14 protein-coding genes are annotated in these 22,128 nt (G+C 56.4%); 7 read left to right on the forward strand and 7 right to left on the reverse strand.

Features of this window, described 5'->3' with window-relative positions:
* Positions 1–312 precede the first annotated feature (312 nt).
* Positions 313–3,735, forward strand: coding sequence for a TonB-dependent receptor (locus P8935_RS11995; RefSeq protein WP_348265240.1), 3,423 nt, complete (start codon positions 313–315; stop codon positions 3,733–3,735).
* Between the two features lie 189 nt (positions 3,736–3,924).
* Here the strand turns inward: P8935_RS11995 and P8935_RS12000 are convergent, their stop codons facing one another.
* A complete protein-coding gene (locus P8935_RS12000; protein ID WP_348265241.1) occupies positions 3,925–5,142 on the reverse strand; it encodes a pyridoxal phosphate-dependent aminotransferase in 1,218 nt (405 codons plus the stop codon).
* A 330-nt stretch (positions 5,143–5,472) separates the two neighbouring features.
* On the opposite strand from P8935_RS12000, the gene P8935_RS12005 reads away from it, so the two are divergent.
* From P8935_RS12005 to P8935_RS12025, 5 genes are all read left to right on the forward strand, one after another.
* Positions 5,473–6,687, forward strand: a complete 1,215-nt coding sequence (locus P8935_RS12005) for an ankyrin repeat domain-containing protein (RefSeq protein ID WP_348265242.1) — start codon at positions 5,473–5,475, stop codon at positions 6,685–6,687.
* Between the two features lie 233 nt (positions 6,688–6,920).
* Entirely contained in the window at positions 6,921–8,714 is a 1,794-nt protein-coding gene (locus P8935_RS12010; RefSeq protein ID WP_348265243.1) for a sodium:solute symporter family protein, read from the forward strand.
* Between the two features lie 9 nt (positions 8,715–8,723).
* Positions 8,724–8,930 carry a hypothetical protein gene (locus P8935_RS12015; RefSeq protein WP_348265244.1) on the forward strand — a complete coding sequence of 69 codons (207 nt, stop codon included), beginning with the start codon at positions 8,724–8,726 and terminating at the stop codon, positions 8,928–8,930.
* 53 nt (positions 8,931–8,983) lie between these two features.
* On the forward strand, positions 8,984–10,408 hold the full coding sequence (locus tag P8935_RS12020; protein WP_348265245.1) for an L-fucose/L-arabinose isomerase family protein: 1,425 nt from the start codon (positions 8,984–8,986) through the stop codon (positions 10,406–10,408).
* Positions 10,409–10,476: 68 nt separating this feature from the next.
* Positions 10,477–11,646: a M24 family metallopeptidase gene (locus tag P8935_RS12025; RefSeq protein WP_348265246.1), complete on the forward strand. Its 1,170-nt coding sequence runs from the start codon at positions 10,477–10,479 to the stop codon at positions 11,644–11,646.
* 76 nt (positions 11,647–11,722) lie between these two features.
* Here P8935_RS12025 and P8935_RS12030 read toward each other — a convergent pair whose 3' ends face one another.
* The 6 genes from P8935_RS12030 to P8935_RS12055 form a co-directional block, all read right to left on the reverse strand.
* Entirely contained in the window at positions 11,723–12,691 is a 969-nt protein-coding gene (locus tag P8935_RS12030) for a COX15/CtaA family protein (RefSeq protein WP_348265247.1), read from the reverse strand.
* Between the two features lie 84 nt (positions 12,692–12,775).
* Positions 12,776–13,981, reverse strand: coding sequence for an acetate/propionate family kinase (locus P8935_RS12035; protein WP_348265248.1), 1,206 nt, complete (start codon positions 13,979–13,981; stop codon positions 12,776–12,778).
* Positions 13,982–14,026: 45 nt separating this feature from the next.
* A complete protein-coding gene (locus tag P8935_RS12040; protein ID WP_348265249.1) occupies positions 14,027–16,438 on the reverse strand; it encodes a phosphoketolase family protein in 2,412 nt (803 codons plus the stop codon).
* A 140-nt stretch (positions 16,439–16,578) separates the two neighbouring features.
* Positions 16,579–17,676 carry an acyltransferase gene (locus P8935_RS12045; protein ID WP_348265250.1) on the reverse strand — a complete coding sequence of 366 codons (1,098 nt, stop codon included), beginning with the start codon at positions 17,674–17,676 and terminating at the stop codon, positions 16,579–16,581.
* A gap of 191 nt (positions 17,677–17,867) precedes the next feature.
* Positions 17,868–18,722, reverse strand: a complete 855-nt coding sequence (proC, locus tag P8935_RS12050) for a pyrroline-5-carboxylate reductase (RefSeq protein WP_348265251.1) — start codon at positions 18,720–18,722, stop codon at positions 17,868–17,870.
* A 392-nt stretch (positions 18,723–19,114) separates the two neighbouring features.
* A complete protein-coding gene (locus P8935_RS12055) occupies positions 19,115–19,573 on the reverse strand; it encodes a hypothetical protein (RefSeq protein WP_348265252.1) in 459 nt (152 codons plus the stop codon).
* A gap of 804 nt (positions 19,574–20,377) precedes the next feature.
* Between P8935_RS12055 and P8935_RS12060 the strand changes: the two genes are divergently transcribed.
* Entirely contained in the window at positions 20,378–22,045 is a 1,668-nt protein-coding gene (locus P8935_RS12060) for a TIGR03435 family protein (protein WP_348265253.1), read from the forward strand.
* Positions 22,046–22,128 lie beyond the last annotated feature (83 nt).

The raw sequence follows: 22,128 nt of genomic DNA on the forward strand, positions 1-22,128 counted from the left end.
TGCAAAGCGTGGATTAAGAAGACCGAAGCAGGTTTTCCAACAAGGAAAAGGAATAGCAAAAGACGCTTCCACGGCCTGCTAAATGCAGAATTCCGTCGTTGGTTTTGTCCCAATTCCTTATTGCTTCTTTATCTGTTTGCAATCTATTGTTGGGAATGGATCCCCAATCCCACATTTCCCATCTCTCTAGATGTCCCAAAGAACAATAAGTCACGTTCGGGCATTTTGACGCCCTATTTCGCCTTCAAGGCGTTGGATCTTTTCAGGGGCGCTTCAGACAATTCAATCGGCTTTTTTGGAGGTAGGTGCAAAATGGTTTATCGACGTACTCGGAGTGTACTCGGAGCAATTCTCCTGGCGGCTGCTCTTGTAGTCGCCTTGCCAGTCAACAGTCTTGCCCAAACATTCCGCGGCGGCATCACCGGAACTGTGACCGACCAATCGGGCGCAGTTGTTTCCGGAGCCCAGATCACCGCGGTAGATAACGCTACGAATACAGCGTACAAAGCGCTCAGTTCCAGTGCCGGTGAATTCGTTTTCAGCAACATGCCGGTGAGCACTTACACCGTGACCGTCCTCGCATCTGGATTCGAGAAACTCAAAATCGATAAGGTTCCGGTCACCGCTGCATCGGTCTACACACTGCCCACCAAACTCAGCATTGCCAGTCACGGTGAAACTGTCGAAGTCACCGCCGACGCTTTGAGCCTTGATACCGTCACCGATACCCAGTCCACGGCTCTTCCTGAGGAAGTCGTGCAGTCACTTCCCAATAGCGGCCGCGACTTTACCCAGATGCTTGCGCAGACCACGGGATTTGCCGGTCTCTCGACCGGTGGCGGTGCGGGTGTGGCGAGCGTCAATGGCACCCGATCAAACTCCGTTAACTGGCAAATTGAAGGCACAGACAACAACGATCTCTGGTGGAGCATTCCAGCCGTCAACCAAGGCGGCGTCTCCTCAATCGCCGGCGTAATTCTGCCAGTCGATGCCATTGAGAATTTCTCATTTGAAACGGCTGGGTCTACCGAACTCGGACATAACTCCGGTGGCACCGCCAACCTCACAATCAAGTCCGGCACCAACACCCTTCACGGAACCGCCTACTATTTCAACCACAACGAATTCTTTCAGCATTCCAACCCGTTCACGGATTCAACGACCAAGACTCGCAACCAGCATTACGGTTTCTCCGTTGGCGGCCCTATCTGGAAAGACAGAACCTTCTTCTTCGTCGGCGGTGAACATCAGGCCTTTCTGATCGGTGCCGAAAGCAAGGCCACAGAGCCTTCAAGTGCCTATCAGCAATCGGCCTTGGCCTTCCTCAATGCGTGGGGAATCCCCGAAAACCCAGTCGCTGTGAACCTGTTGAATGGCAATGGCTCACTCAAGGGTCTCTGGCCCACCAATGCTCTCACCGGCGCAGCCCAGACTGATAACTACACCGCGACCGGAAACCTTACCGGACACAGCTTCAACGGCATCATCAAACTCGATGAGGCACTGAGCGACAAGGATCACATCTCCGCCTCATGGTTTGTTGGCCAGGGAACGCAGACAGCGCCAACCTCTTCGGCTCTGGCGCCCTACTTTGAGAACGCGCCCATCCATGTGCAGAACTACTCGCTGGTCTACAATCGCGTCCTCACCAACGCGATGACCAACCAACTCTCTGCCGGCGTCAGCTACTTCAATCAGGTTTTTTCCGACGCCAACATCGGCTTCAATCCGGTTGGACTCGGCCTCGACACCGGGGTCACCGATCCCGCGCTTGCTGGAGCTCCGCACCTCATCATCGGACCATCCGCGGCTAGCGTTGGCCTTACCGCCGGCGGCAGCGGATTCGACCCTCTTGGCCCCACCGCTCCTTCCGGGCGCAATGACATCACCGGACACCTCGATGACAGCTTTGCATGGACCAAAGGTGCGCACCAACTCAGGTTCGGTGGCGAACTTCGCCAGGCACAAGTGGACGACTTTTATCAGACCGGCCAGCGCGGCACAATCTACTTCGACGGTTCGCAGGGCCCCTGGGCTACTCTTCAGGGTGGCGCTCCTTCCCAGGCCTGTGCGGCGTTGGCAACCACCACACCCAGCAGCAGCACGATCAATGCTTTGCCGACAGATCCCAACGACTACTTCCTCGCTGACTTCCTTGCCGGATGCTTCGATCCCACAACTTCTTCGATCGTGCTCGGCAATCCTAAGCGGCAAGTCTTCGTAAACACCTTCGCCCTGTCTGCGCAGGATTCCTGGCAGGTCACCAAGCGGCTCTCGTTTAATTACGGCGTTCGCTATGACTATGAAGGACCAGTTCACTCCAACCTCAAAGATCTCTCGATTTTTGATCCAAATTCCAGCACCGGGCTCGCAGTCGCCGGGCAGAACGTTGCGAATATCTATCAGAAGTTCTGGGGTGGCGCCAGCCCGCGTGCCGGTTTCGCATTCCAGCTTGATCCCAAGACCGTTGTGCGCGGCGGCTTCGGGCTGTACTACGACTCGATCTATATGAAGTCCGTATTGCAGAACAACGGCACACAGAACATCGCCGTCTTCGGACCCGGTCTTAACCCGGCCGGAAGTTCACAGGTAGCACAGTCGTCCGGCAACCCGGTTGTGGTTGCTCCCAACACGCCGCTCTTCCCCACGCTTAACGATGCTCTCGCCCAACAGGCCGGAAGTCTCGTGAAGATTTCCACCTTCGACAAGAACTTCCGCCCCGGCTATGTTGAATCCTTTGACTTCAACATGCAGCACAGCTTCACGCCGTCGCTGGTGTGGCAGCTTGGCTACGTGGGCACCAAAGGCACTCACCTTCTCGGCATGCAGGACATCAATCCCGGCGCTCTCGGGTCGTTGGATACTCCGGTTGCGTATAACGATCCAATCTGCACGCCGGAATACAGTGGTGCGACCCCAAGCACGCCCGGTAATGATCTGCAGTGCTCGCGTCCCTACTTCAGCAAGTTCCCCAACTTCTCGGTCATTGATGAAGCGCGAAGTAACCTTGGTTCCATTTACAACTCGATGCAAACGTCGTTGCGTTCACTCAACTTCCATGGTCTGACTTCGCAGCTCGCATATACCTGGAGCCACGCACTCGACTATGAAACCGGGTTGTTGCCCTATGTGGCGCAGAATCCCCTGGACGAAAGCGCGGAACGCGGCAACTCGGACTTCGACGTTCGCAACACGCTCACCGGCTATGCCAATTACGTCGTTCCGAAGTTTGCCGGGCCAGAACGCTTAACCAAAGGCTGGGAGATCAACTCGGGATTCTCCTTCCACGGCGGAACACCTTACACCGTGACCTCGTCGAGCAATCCGAGCAACAACGGAGAGAGTGCGGATCGTGCAGTTCAAGTGGTAACAAATCCAAATCATTACGATCATTCCATCGTCAACGGAACTGTCCAATGGTTCGCTCCCGGCTCATTCGTTGATGCTCCCACCAACACCTACTCACCCACTCGTCGGGGTCAGAATTACAACCCCGGCTACTCTGCGGTCGACGTCGCGTTCATGAAGAACACCCCCATCGTCGAACGCGTTTCCACGCAGTTCCGAGTAGACGTGTTCAACATCTTCAACCGCACAAATATTGCGCCCGTCGGCTTTCCTTCCACCGGAGAGGGCGGCACCATCGGTTCAACGCTCGGACCGTATCTCGGCAACCCCGGCATTGGCCCCGGCGAACCTCTCAACGCACAATTTGCACTGAAGATACTCTTCTAGCAAAGCGCACCTTGCATTGCCACGACGCCGGTCGCTTTTAAGGGGCCGGCGTCGTAATTTTTGCGACTATCCGGCTAGCAATTCGCTAAACATGTGTGCATTCATGTCTCGATTGATTTGGAGTCAGATCTGAAGCCAAAGAGAAAGCCCCGTCGTCGGACGGGGCTTTCTGCGAAGTGGAAACTGCATCTACGACATATGCGTGAACGGCATCTGTTCTAGTCTGCCCGGCAGTTTAGGAGCAACCAGTCCCGCCGTGTTGCTAGCCATTACCTCGGTAAACGCTTTTCGGAAGGCCATCATCTCATCCGGCGTACCAACGGTGATGCGCACGCTGTTCGGCCATGCAGGCCAGATGCGGCCCACATACATGTCCTTCGAACCAAGCGCAGCCTGCACGCCCTTGCCCGGACGCTTCACATCGAGCATGAAGCAGTTGCTCTCTGAAGGCGTTGTCGAGTATCCCTCACTCTTCAGCCATGCAATGGTCTGCATGCGAGTATCGGCAATGATCTTTTTGCGTGTCGAAACGAGATCTGCATCGAGGAGGCTTGCTTTTGCCGCAGCCACCGCGGTTATCGGCAGCGAGTTCATGCCGCCAAACTGGCTGATCTTGGCCAGGAGTTCCGGCTTGCCGATCGCAAAGCCCATGCGAATTCCCGCCATGCCGTACAGCTTGGAGAATGTGCGCAGAACGATGACGTTCTTGCCTTCCTTCACGAAGTTGATCGAGCGCGGAGCATCGCACAGGTGGATGTACGCCTCGTCGATCAGGATAATCGTGTCTTTAGGCGCGTTTGCCACGGCGTATTCGATATCGCTGGGTGACGTGCAGGTGCCGGTCGGATTGTTTGGGTTGCAGATATAAATCACACCAGGATTCGACGAGGCTGCAAGCATCGCCTTGATGTCGTGCGATGCAGCACCCTTCGGATCGGCAAGCGGCACCTTCATAATCGGCGCACCACTGACCTTGGCGGCCCACATCGGCGCTTCGTAGCCGGGATCGGCAACTACCAGGGGCCGGTCCTTGCTGGTGAAGGCCAATACCGTGTAGTGCAGTGGCTCGCTTGAACCTGCAAACGGAATCACTGATTCAGGGCTCAGTCCTTCCTGCTTGGCGAATATCTCGGCAAGCTCTTCTTCGCCGTTGAAGAGATAGCGGCCGCCACGGGGAACGATGTTGATCATGGCACTACGCGCGGCTTCACATGGTCCCATCGGATTCTCGTTGGCATCGATGTGAATGCCCTTATTGGGGTCGGCAAACTTGGGGCGCTCTGCATACGCGAGGTGCGCTTCGGTCAGGATTGGGAGGCTGGCCAGTGCGGAGGCTCCGGCGGCGAAGCGGAAGAAGTTGCGACGGGAAATTCCATTAGGAGCTAGAGGATCGACGGTCGGATACATCGGCAGGACTCCTTAGGTTGGAAATAGACGTGAACAGACAACTCGTCAGAAGCGGGGATAGAAAAGGCCGGAGATCAGAAAGATTGGGGAAGGGGAATCCCATATCCAAAGTTATCGTTGCCGGGCGGCAAAAACAAGCGGGAAATGCGGATTCGTGGCACCGTGAACCAATTGCCCGAATTCAGCGAATTTTCTGCTAATCTGACTTTCAGCGTTGGGGACGCATCCGGTCCGCGGAAAGGGCTTTAAGCCCACCCGAAAAGTTCAACTTCAACCACCTTCTTTCAGCCCGAAACGCGGACGCCGGGCGCAACGTTGAAAGGAGGCCGCATGTCCGCCGAATCCCCTCGTCCCCTTCCTGAGCATCCCAATCTCCGCTACTTGAAAGACCAGGCCAAAGCAATGCTGAAAGCCGGTCAGGCTGTATCTCTGGCAGAGGCGCAGCGGGAGATCGCCCGCCTCTATGGCTTCGCAAGCTGGGCAAAGCTGAAGTCCAAAGTCGAAGAGAAAAACCTCGACAAAGCCGTAATTGATTTGAAGCAAGCCATCGATAGCAATGATCTCGAACGCGTCAAGCAACTCATCACGCAGAAACCTGCGCTGCATCGCGCTCCCATCGGATACAACAAGAACGGACCGCTCACCTGGGTCGCTGAATGCCGCGTGCCCTGGGAGCCGCCTTCGCGCACAAGGCTCGCCATGGCGCAGTGGATGATCGACAACGGATCAGATGTGCATCAAGGCGGCGATGGACCACTCATGCGCGCAGCTCTCGTTGACTCTCGCGTTCCCATGATGGATCTTCTGGTCCGCAACGGCGCAGATGTAAATGCCGAGTGGAATGGCGACTTTCCGATCATTCTCGCGCCTTGCGAAACCCTTGAGCCGGCCTCCCTTCAATGGCTTTTGGATCACGGCGCCAATCCTGAATGTGCCAGAGCTGGCAGAAAACATCCCGATTCTGCGTTGGATTACGTAATAGGCACCTACTCCCGCTCTAAGAATTTGGCGCAGTGCATCGACATCCTGCTCAAAGCTGGTTGCTCAACTAGAAGAAACCTTCCGGCGGTTTTGGAAATCCTGAGAGGCCGCACCGACAGGCTTGGCGAACTTCTCGAAGCTGATTCTGCTCTTGCAAACAAACGATTTGAGGAACTCGATTTTGGCAACTCTGGATCTCGGCGTCTGACACTTCGGGGAGGAACGTTATTGCATGTCGCTGCCGAGTATGGAAATGTCGAAGCCATGAAGTTGCTCCTGGAACGGGGTGCGAAAGTTAATGCGCGCGCTGAACTTGACGAATCCGGTGTGGGCGGTCAGACGGCGATCTTCCACGCAGCCTCGCAGTTCTCCGATTTCGGGCTACCCGTTGTGGAATTCCTGGTGAATCATGGTGCGGATTTGTCGGTTTCGGCCCGGCTCCCGGGGCACTACGAGCGGCCGGAGGAGATCGTGGAATGCACCCCGCTCGAATATGCGCAACTCTTCCCCGGGGAGGAAAATAAGACTGTTGCGTTCCTTCGAAGGGCGCAGCTCGCCCGCTAGGGCTCAAGGTCATACATTCGCAGGTGTTGTGCGAATGGTTGGCTGTGGTAGACTCCGACCCGGAAAACGTATCCCCTAAAGATGGCTCGAATTTTCAGCTGGCTTCGGCGCTCGGCCAATCCGAGGCAGGAATATCTCTCTGAAGGCTTGACAACCTATGGAGTAAACCCATTTACTTATGGGCGAACGTCCATGCCAACTCCGGATGTATTCACCCGATTGCAGGTGACTCAATGCTCGCTTCACTTCCAGGTCTAACCACCGTTGGAATGCCACAATCGCCCGCGGCATTGCTTGCGCTTGCCGCGCCCTCTCTGGCACATCTGAGCTTCCTCGATGTCGCCATCATTGCGATTTATTTCGTAATGGTGATCTGGATCGGCTTCTATCTCAAAGGGCAGGCCAATACCAGCGAAGAATTTTTCATGGCCGGCCGAGAGATGACTGCATGGATCGCCGGGCTGAGTTTTGTATCGGCCAACCTCGGTTCACTGGAATTGATGGGCTGGGCGGGATCTGCATATCAGTACGGCATTCTTGCGGCGCACTGGTACTGGGTAGGCGCCATTCCTGCAATGCTTTTCCTCGGCATGGTGATGATGCCGTTCTACTACGTGTGCAAGACGCACTCGGTGCCGGGCTATTTGAAGCTGCGCTACGGTCGGGGCTCAAGTACAGTAGCCGCGGTCTCATTCGCTTTCATGACGGTGTTGATGAGCGGCGTGAACATGTTTGCCATGGCCGAAGTGATGAAGATCGTTCTTGGCTGGGATCTGAACTTCTCTATCATCGTCAGTTCACTTGCCGTTGCCGCCTACGTCGCGCTCGGTGGCCTGCGCTCGGCCATCTTCAATGAAGTACTGCAATTTGTGCTCATCTGGGGCGGCGCGCTGCTGGTGCCGATTCTCGGGCTGGTCCAGACCGGTGGCTGGTCCGGCTTCAAGGCACGGCTTGCGCACAACATCGCGACCGGCGTCACTCCCGCTGGAGACTATACTCACATGTGGCGCAGCATGGGGCACTTTGCCGACAACCCCATGGGCATCCATTGGACCGGCATCGTCTTCGGTCTCGGATTTGCAATTAGTTTCGGCTACTGGACCACAGACTTCCTTGTTGTTCAGCGTGTTCTCGCCGCCAACTCCTTGCGATCCGCGCGTCTGGCGCCCGTCATCGGCTCCTTCTTCAAAATGGCGGTCCCCTTCATCGTTATCCTTCCCGGCCTTCTCGGACTGGTCGTCCTCACCAACGGCGACGGCAGCCTAATGCACCTGGTGGGCGAAAACGTGGTCGCCGCGCACCCCGGCGCCGGCCTGCACAGCTATAACGAAGTTCTCCCGCTGATGATGGTGAAATACCTGGGACCGGGTTTGCTCGGCATGGGTATCACCGCACTCATCGCCGGGTTTATGAGCGGCATGGCGGGCAACGTGAGCGCCTTCACCGCTATCTTTACCTACGACATCTACCAGCCGCACATCGTCAAGCATGCCCGCGATGAGCACTATGTTCTTGTCGGACGCGTTGTGACCATTGTCGGCGTGGTGATCTCCATCGGCGCTGCGTACCTGGTCATGAATGCCGCCGGAATCATGGATTACGTTCAGGCGCTGTTTAGTTTTTTCATCTCGCCATTGCTCGGGGTCGTGCTGCTCGGCATGTTCTGGAAGCGCGCCACGAAGGCTGGCGGATTCTGGGGCCTGCTGATGGGCACTTCCACCTCCATCGGCTTATGGGCATGGGTCTACTTCAACCCCGCGGCGCTTAAGTACGTAGCCCTCTCGCCGGATGCCAAAAATATGGCTGAAAACATGTATCGCGCCCTCTGGTCCGTCACCACGGCGGTTGCTGTCAATGTCATCGTCAGCTTGTTTACGGAACCCAGGCCCCTTTCCGAGCTGGCGGGTGTGGTCTACGGCGCAACGCCACTGCCAACCGAAGAGCCTGTCCCCATTTACAAGAACGAATGGTTCTGGACAGTGGTTGCCATCGTCATCTTTTTGGGTCTCAACATCTACTTCTGGTAAGGAGCGCTCATGCATTCGTCAGGAATTTCCATCTGGTTTTTCATCGGCGTCCTGCTTACCACTTACGGCGTCATGATTTTTGGTTACGGCCTTTACGAACTCACACTGCCGCAAATGGCCGTTGCCAACTACCATGCTTCGGTATGGTGGGGAGCGCTGCTGCTCGCGGCAGGCCTCTTTTATGGCATCCGCTTCCGCCCCGGCCGCGCCACGTAAGAAGTTTCAATTTGAGATGGAGCTACGATTTTCCAAGTTAAGGAGCAGCAATCATGGCAGCAGAAAGAAAAATGACATTTGGAGTCATTGTTGGAAACCGGGGCTTCTTCCCCGATCATCTGGCCAAGACTGGACGCGAAGAAATTATCTCAGTGCTTGAGGCAGCGGGCGCACGCGCGATCGTTCTGGGGCCCGAACAATCAAAATATGGCGCAGTGGAAACCTACACCGAGGCGCAGCATTGCGCAGAGTTGTTCAAGAAGCACGCTGAAGAGATAGACGGCATCATATTAACGCTGCCAAATTTCGGCGAGGAACGCGGTATTGTCGATGCGATTCGCCTCTCGGGTCTCAAAGTTCCGGTGCTGGTGCAGGCCACGCCCGATCGCTCCGAAGCCATGACCATCGCGACCCGTCGCGACAGCTTTTGCGGCAAGATGTCGGCCTGCAACAACATGATGCAATACGGCATCAACTACTCACTGACCACGCTGCACACCGAAGCGTTGACATCGGCGGAGTTCAAGGCCGACCTTGAGTGGTTCTCGGCAGTCTGCCGCATTGTGAAGGGCCTCAAGAATCTTCGCATCGGCGCTATCGGCGCGCGGCCCACGGCATTCAACACGGTCCGCTACTCCGAGCGCATCTTTGAAACCAACGGCATCACCATTGAGACCATCGATCTTTCGGAGATCTTCGGCCGCATCAATCGGATGAAGGACAACGATGATGCCGCGCAAGGCAAGCTCGCTGCGATCAAGAAATATGTGACGACATCCGGTATTCCGGACGAAGCATTGATGAAGATGGCGAAGCTAGGCGCGGTGATCGACGGATGGATGTTGCAGTCGCACATCACCATCAGCGCCGTGCAATGCTGGACATCGATGGAAGAGTTTTTCGGCGTCGTCCCATGCACCATCATGAGCATGATGTCCAACGATCTGATTCCGTCTGCATGTGAAGTTGACGTGCCGGGTACGCTGAGCATGTACATGATGGCACTCGCCTCGGGCACACCGTCTGCGCTACTTGACTGGAACAATAACTACGGCAGTCATCCCGACAAGTGCGTCTGTTTCCACTGCTCCAACCTGCCCAAACACTTCTTCAAAGATGTGAAGATGGACTACCAGGAAATCATCGCCGGGACGGTTGGAAAACTGAATACCTTTGGCACCTGCGTTGGCCGCGTGAAGGCGGGCGCGATGAGCTTCGCGCGCTACTCCACCGATGATCGCCGCGGAATCGTTCGCGGATACACCGGTGCTGGTCGATTTACTGACGATCCGCTTGAAACCTTCGGCGGCGCGGGTGTGGCCGAGATTCCGCAACTGCAAAAGCTGTTGAAGTACATCTGCCGCGAAGGCTTCGAGCATCACGTAGCTGCCAACTTCAGCGATGTGTCGAAGTCCGTGCACGAGGCCGCTCGTTACCTGGGATGGGAAAGCCACTATCACCCTAACCTTGAGGACTGATTCATTTGCGATACGAATGCGGGCGTTGACTCTCGTGTCGACGCCCGCTGTTGTTTGAGGAGATTGTTATGGAGACAGCAATCATGACCAAGCGGATCAATAAGAGCCTGGTGATTAACGGAACCACGATCGTAACCGAAGCAGATTGGAACGAAGAACTGAACGCCAAGCACGAGAGACTCGTTGCATGGCTCGGCGAAAACAAATTCGGCGGCGTTCTGATCAGGCGTAATGAAAATGTAGCGTGGCTGACCGGCGGGGCAGTAGAACTTCGCGTTCTCACCCCCTGCGAGACGGGCGTTGCGTCGTTGCTGGTTACCGCCGAAGGAAAGCGCTACTACTTTACGACCGAGAACGAGGCTCCGCGTTTGCACGATGAGGAATTTGGCTCGCTCGATTTTGAGGCGGTGCTGTTTCCCTGGTACGCCGACAACACGGCTACTGTGGCCGCGGAGCTGGCCGGTGGCCCGCTCGGATCGGACACTCCATCATCGGGCACAACTCCAGTTAACCTGTTCCCGCTGCGAGCGTCGCTAAGCCAGACCGAAATCGCGCGTTATCGCTGGCTAGGGACAGAAACCGCGGCCGCTACAGTCGAGTCGCTGCACGAGGTGGAACCCGGCCTCAGCGAATACGATCTCGAAGCACTGACTGCAGCCAACTTGTTACGTCGCGGCATTCTCCCGTCGGTCTATCTTTTTGCGGTGGATGATCGGATCTATAAGTACAAACACGCAGTAGCGCGTGGCGCACGGCTGAAGAAGTACGGGATGCTGAATCTCTGTTCGCGCAAGTGGGGACTCGCCATTTCGATCACGCGTTTTATCCACTTCGGAGATGTGCCGGCCGAACTGATTGCGAGATTCAAGTCCGCCGCGCAGGTCAACGCCGCGCTGCTCGACGCCACCCGCGTCGGTGCGACCTCAGCTGAGTTATTTCGAGTGGCTCAGGCTGCGTACTCGGCGGAAGGTTTCCCCGGCGAGGAGAAGTTCCATCACCAAGGTGGACCAACTGGGTATGGAGAACGTGAGTGGGTCGCGACTCCTGAGGGTAAGGAGTCCGTTGTTAACAACCAGGCATTTGCATGGAACCCCAGCATCCGCGGAGGGAAGGCGGAAGATACGGTGATCCTGCGCGATCGCAAGATTGAATGGCTAACAGCCACGCGCGAGTTACCGGTTATCAATGCAGAGATAAATGGAAAGATCTATCCCGCTGCCGGTGTGTTGGTGAAATAAGGTTGCGATAAGCAAACTGAAAAGCCGTCAGAGCAGTGCTCTGGCGGCTCTAAAATTTCTATCCACAATATAGACTCTATTTTCTGTTCGCTGGGTCTACCGGTTGCAGCGTCAACCGCGCCGTGAGCACGACCAGCGCTGCCCAAAGCACATCCGCTCCCAGCAGGTGGGCGATCTGCAACCACACCGGCGCCAGCATAACGACATCGAGGACTCCAAGAACATACTGCGCTGCCAGAAGAACCAGTACGAGCGCTGACAGTCCGCGATTATCCCACTCCGTAGTGCGTTGTGCCGCGCGTACCAGAATCCAGATCAGAAAAATGCTTGCGAGAAACGCGATCGTCGGATGCGTCCATCGCCAGCGCACCAGCCAGCCGCTCGTTGCTGAAAAGTCCTGTGCCAACGCGGAGCCAAGCGATGTGGCCGGGAACAGTGTGTCGCCGAGCGCAGCCAGCGAACCGGTGACCCCGACGATCATGACGACAACGATGCCTACGGATGCGCCTAGCGGCGCCACCAGCCGAATCGTGCTTCCGAGATATCCCTTTGTGCGACTGAGTAAGTGCGCTGTCAGCGTGAGGGCCGCCAGCAGAAGTAGCGTGTTAGTCAGATGAAGAGCAAGATACCAGGGCCGCAGCGGCGATTGGCTCATCGCGGTCAGCCCCAGTTTGACGAGCAGCGCGCCGAGAATTGCTTCCACGAGCGTAAATGTTACGGACGCTATTGCTGCCGCGCGAGCCAGATGTCCGCGCATCGTTCCCGCGAAGGTCCAAATCAGCAAGCCGACAGCAGAGAAGAAAGACAGTCCGCTGGTAATGCGATGTGTGAACTCGATCATGGTGTTCACACTCGCCGAGTGCTGTAAGACCGTCCCATTGCACAGCGGCCAGTGATTGCCGCAGCCTGCTCCAGCGCCAGTCGCGCGCACCAGCGAACCCCATAGAATAACGGCGATAAAATACGCCAGGACTCCCCAGGCAAAGCGGCGCAGGGCTGGCGAGGGCACGCGCTTTAGGTCCAGTTGAGTTGCTACCGAATGCATGACTGAGAACTCCGATGCGAACCCTCTAGTGTAGAACAAAGGCGGACGCTCGGCGTAACTGCTGTGTGCGTGCCTCCGCCTTGGTTATTCTCCCTGATTGTTCAGCAACCGCACCACGTGGTTCACAATCATCAGGTCTTCAGCGGGCGGTATTACGCGAACCTTAACTTTCGATCCATCGGCAGAGATGACCGCTTCACCCCGCACGTTATTTTTCTCTGGATCGACGATGATGCCCAAGGCGGCCAGACCGGAACATATCTCGGCGCGCGAAGCGATATCGTTTTCGCCTATTCCACCCGTGAAAACGAGCATATCGAGGCCGCCGAGTTCCGCGTAAAAGCTGCCAATCCACTTCGCAATCGTACCCGTAAATTTATCGACTGCGAGGCGCGCCTGGTCATTGCCGTCCTTGATTGCCTCGCGCAGGTCGCGCATGTCATTCGATAATCCACTCACGCCGAGCAGGCCCGACTTCTTGCTGAACACGGTCTCAAGCTTGTCGGCTGCGGCAGTCGCATCGGGGGTAGTCTCAGCAATCTTCTTCAAGATAAAGATCACGACGCCGGGATCGATATCGCCGGTGCGCGAGCCGCTGATAATTCCACCAGTCGGCGTTAATCCCATCGACGTATCCAGGCTCTCGCCGTTGCGAATCGCCGTTATAGATGCACCATTTCCAAGGTGCGCCACGATGAGCTTCTCAGGGATGTTCGGCTGTAATTGATAGATGATCGACTCATAAGAGATACCGTGATAGCCGTAGCGCCGGACGCCCATCTTCGCATATTCGTCGGGAATCGGCATGCGCGTGACGACTTCAGGCATGGTGCGGTGGAAGTAGGTATCGAGGACTGCGAAGTTCGGAATCCCGGGAAAAAGCCGCAGAGACTCTCGCATGATATAGACAGCAATTGGCGTGTGTAGCGGCGCGAGTGCAGCGTAGCTCTCAATCTCGTCGATCAGCTTTGGAGTGATGAGTTGATTGTCGCGTACGGTTGGACCGCCGCAAACGGTGCGATGACCGATGGCTTTCGGAGCAGGGAACTGACCGGAGTGAAGTACGTCCGCAACCATCGAAAAAGCGACGGAGCGGTTAGGCAGCGCTGGCGTCTGGTCTACGAGCTTATTTCCAGCGTCATCCTTAATCCAGAACTTACCATTGTCCGTACCGATTCCATCGACCGCGCCCTCAAATATCTTCGTGCGCTGGCCGTCACTGGCCTCATACATTGCAAACTTGATGGAAGACGAACCACTATTCAAAACCAAAACAGGCAAAGACGACATCAAAAAGGACCCCTTACTTTTAATTTGGATTTCTGCAAGCCAGAGTTATTTAGCCTTCTCCGGCTGCCACTGCCAATTCTGAATTTCGGGTAAATCTTCGCCGTTTTCTGAAACGTAAAGGCGATGACGTTGAATTTCTTCGGAATACCACTGCCGTGCATCGTCTACCTTGGCCGACAAGCGTCCGACGCGCGTTATCGCGTCTAGCGCCAATTGGAAGCGATCGATATTGTTCAGCACACACATGTCGAAAGGCGTTGTGGTAGTGCCTTCTTCCTTGTATCCACGCACATGCAGGTTGTCGTGATTGTGGCGGCGATAGGTGAGGCGATGTATGCCCCAGGGATAGCCGTGGAATGCAAAGATCGTTGGTACCCTCGGCGGGAAGATGGCGTCGTAATCCTCATCAGATAAACCATGCGGATGCTCCGAAGACGGCTGCAGTGTCATCAGATCAACCACGTTGACGAAACGCACGCGCAGGTCAGGTGCCAGCGTGCGAAGAAGCATGACAGAGGCGAGCGCTTCCATTGTTGGCACATCACCGCACGATGCAATGACCACATCGGGATTGCCGTTGTCGTTGGATGCCCACTTCCAAATGCCGAGCCCGGTGGTGCAGTGCGCGACAGCTTCGTCCATGGTAAGCCACTGCGGTGCGGGCTGCTTTCCAGCTACGATCAGGTTGATGTAGTTCTTGCTCCGCAGGCAATGGTCTGCTACAGAAAGCAATGTATTCGCGTCGGGTGGCAAGTAAATCCGGACTACGTCGGCTTTCTTGTTTACCAGGTGATCGATGAATCCCGGATCCTGGTGCGAAAAGCCGTTGTGATCCTGCCGCCATACCAGCGAACTCAGCAGGTAGTTCAGCGAGGCAATCGGTTTGCGCCACGGAATTTGCCGAGTGACTTTCAGCCACTTTGCGTGCTGATTGACCATTGAATCGATGATGTGGATGAACGCTTCGTAGCAGTTGAAGAATCCATGGCGGCCAGTGAGCAAATAGCCTTCGAGCCAGCCCTGGCACATGTGTTCACTCAGGATTTCCATCACGCGGCCTGTCCGCGACAGGTCCTCATCCACCGGCAGCGTTTCGGCTTCCCAGGTTTTGCCGGTTCCGACGATGACATCCTGCAGGCGGTTTGAAGCCGTTTCGTCAGGACCGAAGACGCGAAAATTCTTCGAGTCCATGTTGGCTTCCATCACCGCATGGAGCATCTTGCCCAGCACACGCGTGGACTCGGCGATCGTAGCTCCAGGCGCATCCACCTTGACTGCGAAATTGCGGAAGCTCGGCACCTTCAGCGGTTGCCACAATAGGCCACCATTCGCATGAGCATTCATGCCCATGCGCAGACGGCCTTTGGGGGCGATGTCGGCTAGTTCATCCTTGAATGCACCCTTTTCGTCAAAGAGTTCTTCGGGCTTGTAACTGCGCATCCAGTCTTCCAACAGGCGCAGGTGATCGGGCTTCTCGCGCAGTTCCGAGAAGGGAACCTGGTGAGCGCGCCAAGTGCCTTCAACTGGTTTGCCATCGACTTCCTTTGGTCCCGTCCATCCTTTGGGTGTGCGCATGATGAGCATGGGCCACGCCGGACGATCGGTTGATCCGCCTTCGCGTGCGGCTTTTTGAATTGCTGCAATTCGATCGAAGATCTTTTCGAAGACCGCAGCGGCCTTCTGATGCATCGTCGCAGGGTCGTGGCCCTCCAGCGTGAAAGGCTCGTATCCATATCCGCGCATCAGGTTCTCAAGTTCCGCATGAGGAATGCGCGCCAGCACAGTGGGATTCGCGATCTTGTAGCCGTTCAAGTGGAGGATCGGTAGCACAGCCCCATCAGTCGCAGGGTTGATGAATTTGTTTGAGTGCCAACTCGTGGCCAGGGGCCCGGTCTCGGCTTCTCCGTCGCCGATCACGCAAGCGACGATCAAGTTCGGATTGTCGAAGGCCGCGCCGTACGCATGCACCAGCGAATAGCCGAGTTCTCCGCCCTCGTGGATCGATCCTGGCGTCTCCGGCGCGACATGGCTTGGAATGCCATAGGGCCAGCTGAACTGACGGAACAGACGCTTGATGCCGTCGCGATTTTGTTCGATGTGGGGGTACATCTCGGAGTAGGAGCCCTCGAGGTAGGTGTTCGCCACGAGCCCAGGGCCACCGTGACCGGGACCGATCACGTAAATCATGTCGAGGTGACGCTCGCGGATCATCCGATTCCAGTGAACATAGAGGAAGTTGAGACCGGGTGTTGTGCCCCAATGACCGAGCAGGCGCGGCTTCACGTCATCGAGAGTCAGCGGGCGTTCAAGCAGCGGATTGTCTTTGAGATATATCTGTCCGACGGACAGGTAGTTAGCGGCACGCCAGTAGGCGTCCATTTTGTCGAGAAGTTCAGGACTGAGAGGGCCTTCGTTCTTTGCTGCGGCCCGTTTGATATCGGTCGTCGCGCTGGTCATGGGGGCACACCTCAGAAGGGGGATTCCGTACCACTTCAGGCTAGCAGCCGAATGTTAACGCCGTGGGTGATTGGAGTCACACGCACCTGAGATGCTGAATCACCAAGTGGGATTCCAGAAATCGCAGGGAAGGCGGGATCTCAAAGCGAGAAGCTTTGATCAGACGGTTGCCTCTTTGGAGAGTTCTCGAAGTGGCGCTTGAGGCGCAGGATTCTCGACTCGAATCCGTACCAGAGGATGGTTGCGGCGAGCGTGCAAACCGCGAGGCGGAAAACCACGACGGCCAGGTTGCCCGCAACGCCGTAACGATCCATGTGCGCGTCGAACCAACCGAAGTAGACGAAGACCATGATGTGCGTCATGTAAAGGCCGTAGCTGATGCGGCCGTAGTAAGCGAGTGGACCGCGCCGCAGGATTGCATTGACCGGCGTGCGCGCGCCGGTTGAGGTGATGGCTGACAAGACTGTTCCTGCGAATAGCGTTGTGAGTGCAGTGTCAAGGAAAGCGGTGCCACCGGCGATTGTGGCTGCAGCTAGAAATCCGACAGGCATAGCTGCGAGGCCGATCCAGAGCCAGATGCGGCGGCTGATCGGCAGGGTGTACAAGCCGAGTGCGAGAAGACTGCCCATCGCGATTCCATCGATGTGGGTGAGGGTGTGGGTCGGCGTCATCCAGTGGAAATGCGTGCGGCGGAAGAGCGGAGACGCGATCAGCGCGCCGATCAACAGCGTGGCTAGCATCCATGGTGCACGCAGAAAACGAACGACGGGAGCCCAGAGGAAGTAGTACTGCTCTTCGATGGCCAATGACCATGTAGGGCCGATGGCAGGCGGCAATGCGAGATGAAAGAGGTTCTGTATGAACAGAATGTAAGCCCACCAGGGTGCGGTCCTGATTGCATCCCATACCGTAGGGCCGATGAACCATGGTGCGTTGAGATAGCAGACGACCAGCACCAGTACGTAGACGGGCCAGATGCGGAGCGCGCGGCGGCCGTAGAAATTGCGGAAGTAATGCGGCTTGGGGCGCGATTCAAGCAGGATCGAAGTGATCAGGAATCCGGACAAGACGAAGAAGAGGTTGACGCCGGCCCATCCCCATAGGGAAGCGTGATAGAACCAGGTGCCGGTGAAGCGCGGGTGGCAGTGATAGAGAACTACGAAAAGAACGGCAATGCCGCGCAGTCCCTGAAGTTCTGGGATGTAGGACGGCAGCCAGGATGGGCGTTGGATGGGCAAAAGTGCGTGGACCTGAGCGAGTTCTTAATACCGAACGGTTGATAGAGCTGAAGCAGATCCTTCGCTTACCACCCCCCAAGCTGAAGAATACGCTTGGGGCCCCGTGCGCTCAGGATGACACTCTTCACTTCGATGAACCATGATGCGTCCGTTTCGTGGTCAATCGAGCTCTCCACCTATGAGCGGGATTTCTATCCTGCGGCGAGTTGCTTGGCTCTTTCGGTGGCGCGCATCACGGCTTTGATCAGGGTTACGCGGAGGCCGCCTTCTTCCAGTTCCAGAATGCCGTCGACGGTGCAGCCTGCGGGGGTGGTGACTTCGTCTTTGAGCAGGGCCGGGTGGTAGCCGGTTTCGAGGACCATCTTGCCGGCGCCGTAGACTGTTTGCGCGGCGAGCTGGGTTGCGGTGTCGCGAGGCAAGCCAACCTTCACGCCGGCTTCTGCGAGGGCCTCGATGATGATGTAGATGTAGGCCGGGCCGGATGCAGACAGGCCGGTGACGGCGTCCATGTGCTTCTCGTCGACGATGACGGAGCGGCCTACGGTTTCGAAGATGCGCTGCGCGAGGTCCATTTGCTCGGCCTTCACGAAGCGGCCTCGGCAGAGGCCCGCAATGCCTGCTCCGAGAGCCGATGGAGTGTTGGGCATGGCGCGGATGACCGGGATCTCGATGCCGGCAGCGTCTTCAATGGCGCGCGTTTTCACTGAAGCTGCGAACGAGACGATGGTCTTCGAGGTTGTCAGCGCGGGCTTGATTTCAGCGATCAAGTCGGGGACCTGGAAGGGCTTGACTCCGATAAGGATCAGGTCTGCCTGGCGGGCGGCGGCTAGGTTATCAGTGCCGACATCAACGCCCCATTGCGCGGCGCGGGCGACGGCCTTTTCAGCGTGAGCGACAGTGGCGTGGATCAGGTCCGCGGCAAAGAGATTCTGCTTGAGGAAGGCCTGAAGCAGAATTCCGCCCATTTTGCCCGCGCCGAGAACGGCAACGTGCAGGTCGGGTAGCTGCGCGGGAATTGCGGTGGACTCAACGGCTATCTCCGCCATGGGGTTCCTTCGAAATCAGAGTGGTGGTTCAGTTTCAAGGATAACCTGCGGTAGAAGTCCGCCGCCTGGACTTCACCGAAACACAGTTTCACGGCTCTCTAAATGAATCGGTGGTAGCCATCAATCGTTCATAACCGACTTAACCGGTCGCACTTTCACATTCGAATTTCCTGCAAACTTTATGTGGAAAACTGCAAGTTTAGGAGGGGGGTGGGGGTACCCCTTCCGCCTATCGATCGGCCCATGAATATCCCACGTTCCAGATGATTGTGACTTAAACGAAGTAAATTACGTGCAAACCTTCGCCCGGGATTTTGGCGTTTGGAATGTGTTGGTTGGAACTCGAGCATGCGGTGGCCGCTTGACATGCGTGATGCATCCATCCGGAGTGCTCAACGCGAGTAAGAAAAGGTGCCGCAAACATCGGTAGAATTCGTCAGAGCATCGACAGTAAGGGTGGGCATGTCCGCTCCCGAGAAGAAGGCCACGTGCAGGCTGCGGCCTTGGATGTAGGTCGCGAGCCACTGAGTATCATCCGATCCGCAGAGGGTGTTCTTGTGCAGAAATCGCCTCGCTCCTGGTACGTTGAGCCGGTAGAGAAAGCCGCTGCCGGAACCGGGGTCAGCATCGAAGATTGCGCTCCATTCAGCTGGCTGAAGCTTGCGAATCTGGGCGAGTGGAAACGAGATGAAGTTGATGGTCAATTTCGAATCGGTGATGGTGAGGTCGCCCGTAATGTCGTTGGCATTTGAACTGACGGCGCGCCAATAACCCTTGTCCTGCGCAGTGGCTGAGAGAGAGCAGCACAGCAGCAGACCGGCGAGGGCGCCCGAAAGAATTCCTTTACTCATCGTTTGAGAATGACATTCGGCGCAGCTCTGGAGCAAGCGGACGAGCTCAAAGATCCACCCAGTCACTTGAGCCAGGGCTTTCTACTGTTGCCGTTTTCCTCGAAATACCCCGTCAAGGTGTTGCCATTATCCTTGTAGGCATCATGGATCGACGTTGTTTCATCAGGGGCGCAATGGCCGGAGCCACCATGGCGGCATTGGCGGAAGTCGAAGGGGCACAGACAGCGCCTGCCTCAATTGCTATCCATGCTGATTCGACCGGACGACGCGTGCCGGAGAACTATATCGGGCTGAGTTATGAACTTGCGCAGCTCACCGAGCCCACCTTTTTTTCTCAGGAACATACGGACCGTGTCTCTCTGTTTCGATGTTTGAGTCCAAACGGACTACTGCGACTTGGAGGCAATATAAGCGAGTTTTGCTGGTTGCAGATAGAAGCCGCGACGCCACCACCTAAGCTGCATGCGCCATCTGGGGTGGGGTAACTTTAGAGGCCACTGTGTTGCGTGCAGACCAGTGGATTCCGCGACCGGAGCGGCTTCCCATAATCAAGAGCATGGCATCGCTGGAATAGGGCCCAGCAACGGGCGCCCCTGGTGTTCCTAGAGTGAGCGCTACAAAGACGGCGGTATAGCCTCCTTGTGGCCCTCCCGGGTCGGCTTCTGGTTGCTTTATGACTGGAAGCTGATAGCTGATATGCCGCCGTGAGAACTGGTCACAAAGTTGATGAATGCTGGTATTTTCGTCTTACACTGAGCCATTCCCCGGTCTGGGCCTATTGGTCTTTCTCTTGTGGAGGTCCCCATGATGGTTGAGTTGAAGACTGCTTTTGCTATTTCAATCATGGTTATCGGTGCTGCTGGTTCTGCTGTGGGGCAAGCGCTGATGGCCTCGAATTCCTCAGGCGTTGCGACCCACGTTGCGTCATTTGACGTGGCGGATGTGCACCCGAGTCCGCATGTGCTGCGGCCGTTTATGGATGGCGGCGAACTGCATGGCGATCGCTACGTAATTCACCAGGCGACGATGGCCGACTTGATCTCGACGGCCTACGGTGTTGATTCGACCAATGTGCAGGGAGGTCCGAGCTGGCTGGATTGGGATCGCTTTGAGATTGTTGCCAAGGCACCGCCCACAACTTCGAAAGCTGATTTGCGGCTGATGCTGCAAGGAATCTTGAAGACTCGTTTCAACCTGGCGACGCACGAGGGAAGTGCGCCGATGCCGGCTTTTGTGATGAAGGCGCAGGCAGGGAAAGTGAAGATGAAGGAAGCGCAGGCGGCGGAGGGTGAAGGCACATGCGATCCGCAGCCGCCTCCGCCCAATCAGGCAGCGGGCGCGATCCGGCAGATCGTGGTGATCTGCAAGAACGAGACGATGCAGAAGTTCGCCGAAGATATTCACGATATGGCGGGCGGGTACCTGGACAAGCCGGTTGTCGATTCCACTGGCTTGAAAGAGGCTTACGACTTCACCATCATGTGGACGCCGCGAGGATTGCTCGGTGTAGCCGGTGCGGATGGGATTTCGATCTTTGATGCAGTCGATAAACAGCTTGGGTTGAAGCTGGCACTCGAGACTGCGCCTCGCACAGTATTGATCGTCGACAGCGTGGACAAGACCCCTTCGGCGAATCCGCCAGATCTCGATAAAAAATTGCCTGCGCTGCCTCCCGCACAATTTGAAGTGGCAACGATCAAGCCTTCGAAGCCGGATACGCAGCCGATGGGGCGGGTGAACAACGGCGAGGTGGATGTGCACGGGCTGACCGTGAAGCAGATCATTTCGTTTGCGTGGGACCTGAATCCGAACGATAGCGAGGCGATTGTGGGGCCGCCGAAGTGGCTCGACAACGATAAGTTTGACATCCTTGCAAAGGTATCGACAGATGATGGCGGAGACGCGAAGGTGAAGCCGCCGCAACTGGATGCGGACGAGCTGCGACATATGCTGCGAGCGTTGATCGAAGACCGTTTCAAGATGAAAGATCACTTGGAGGACCGACCGGTAACTGCGTACACAATGAAGGCGGTCAGTCCCAAGTTGACCGCGGCCGATCCGACGAAACGCACGCGATGCGATGAGGGGCCGGGACCAAACGGAAAAGATTTGCGCCTTGGAAATGCAATGATCAACCGGCTTATCTACTGCCAGAACGTCACGCTCGAGCAGCTTGGAATTCTGTTGCCGAATCTTGCCTTCGGATACATTTACTATCCGGTTGCCGATGGAACGGGATTAAAGGGATCGTTTGACCTGACACTGGCGTTCAGCTCAGTGGATCGTACGCTGGCGCCTCCGCCGAGTAGCAATAGCCAGCAGACCGGCACGACTCTGGCCGCGGACCCAAGTGGGGCGGTGTCGTTGTTCGATGCGTTCAAGAATCAGTTGGGGTTGAGGCTGGAGAAAGAGAAGCGCCCAATGCCGGTGCTGGTAATCGATCACATCGAAGAGCAGCCTACTGCAAATTGAACGAGCGAAATGGATGGTGAGTAGAATGGATCGGAATTGGCGGCTGTCAACCTGATCTTGAACGAAGCCTTGCAGCGTGCACT

It is taken from the genome of Telmatobacter sp. DSM 110680, assembly GCF_039994875.1.
In the GTDB taxonomy this organism is placed as follows: domain Bacteria; phylum Acidobacteriota; class Terriglobia; order Terriglobales; family Acidobacteriaceae; genus Telmatobacter.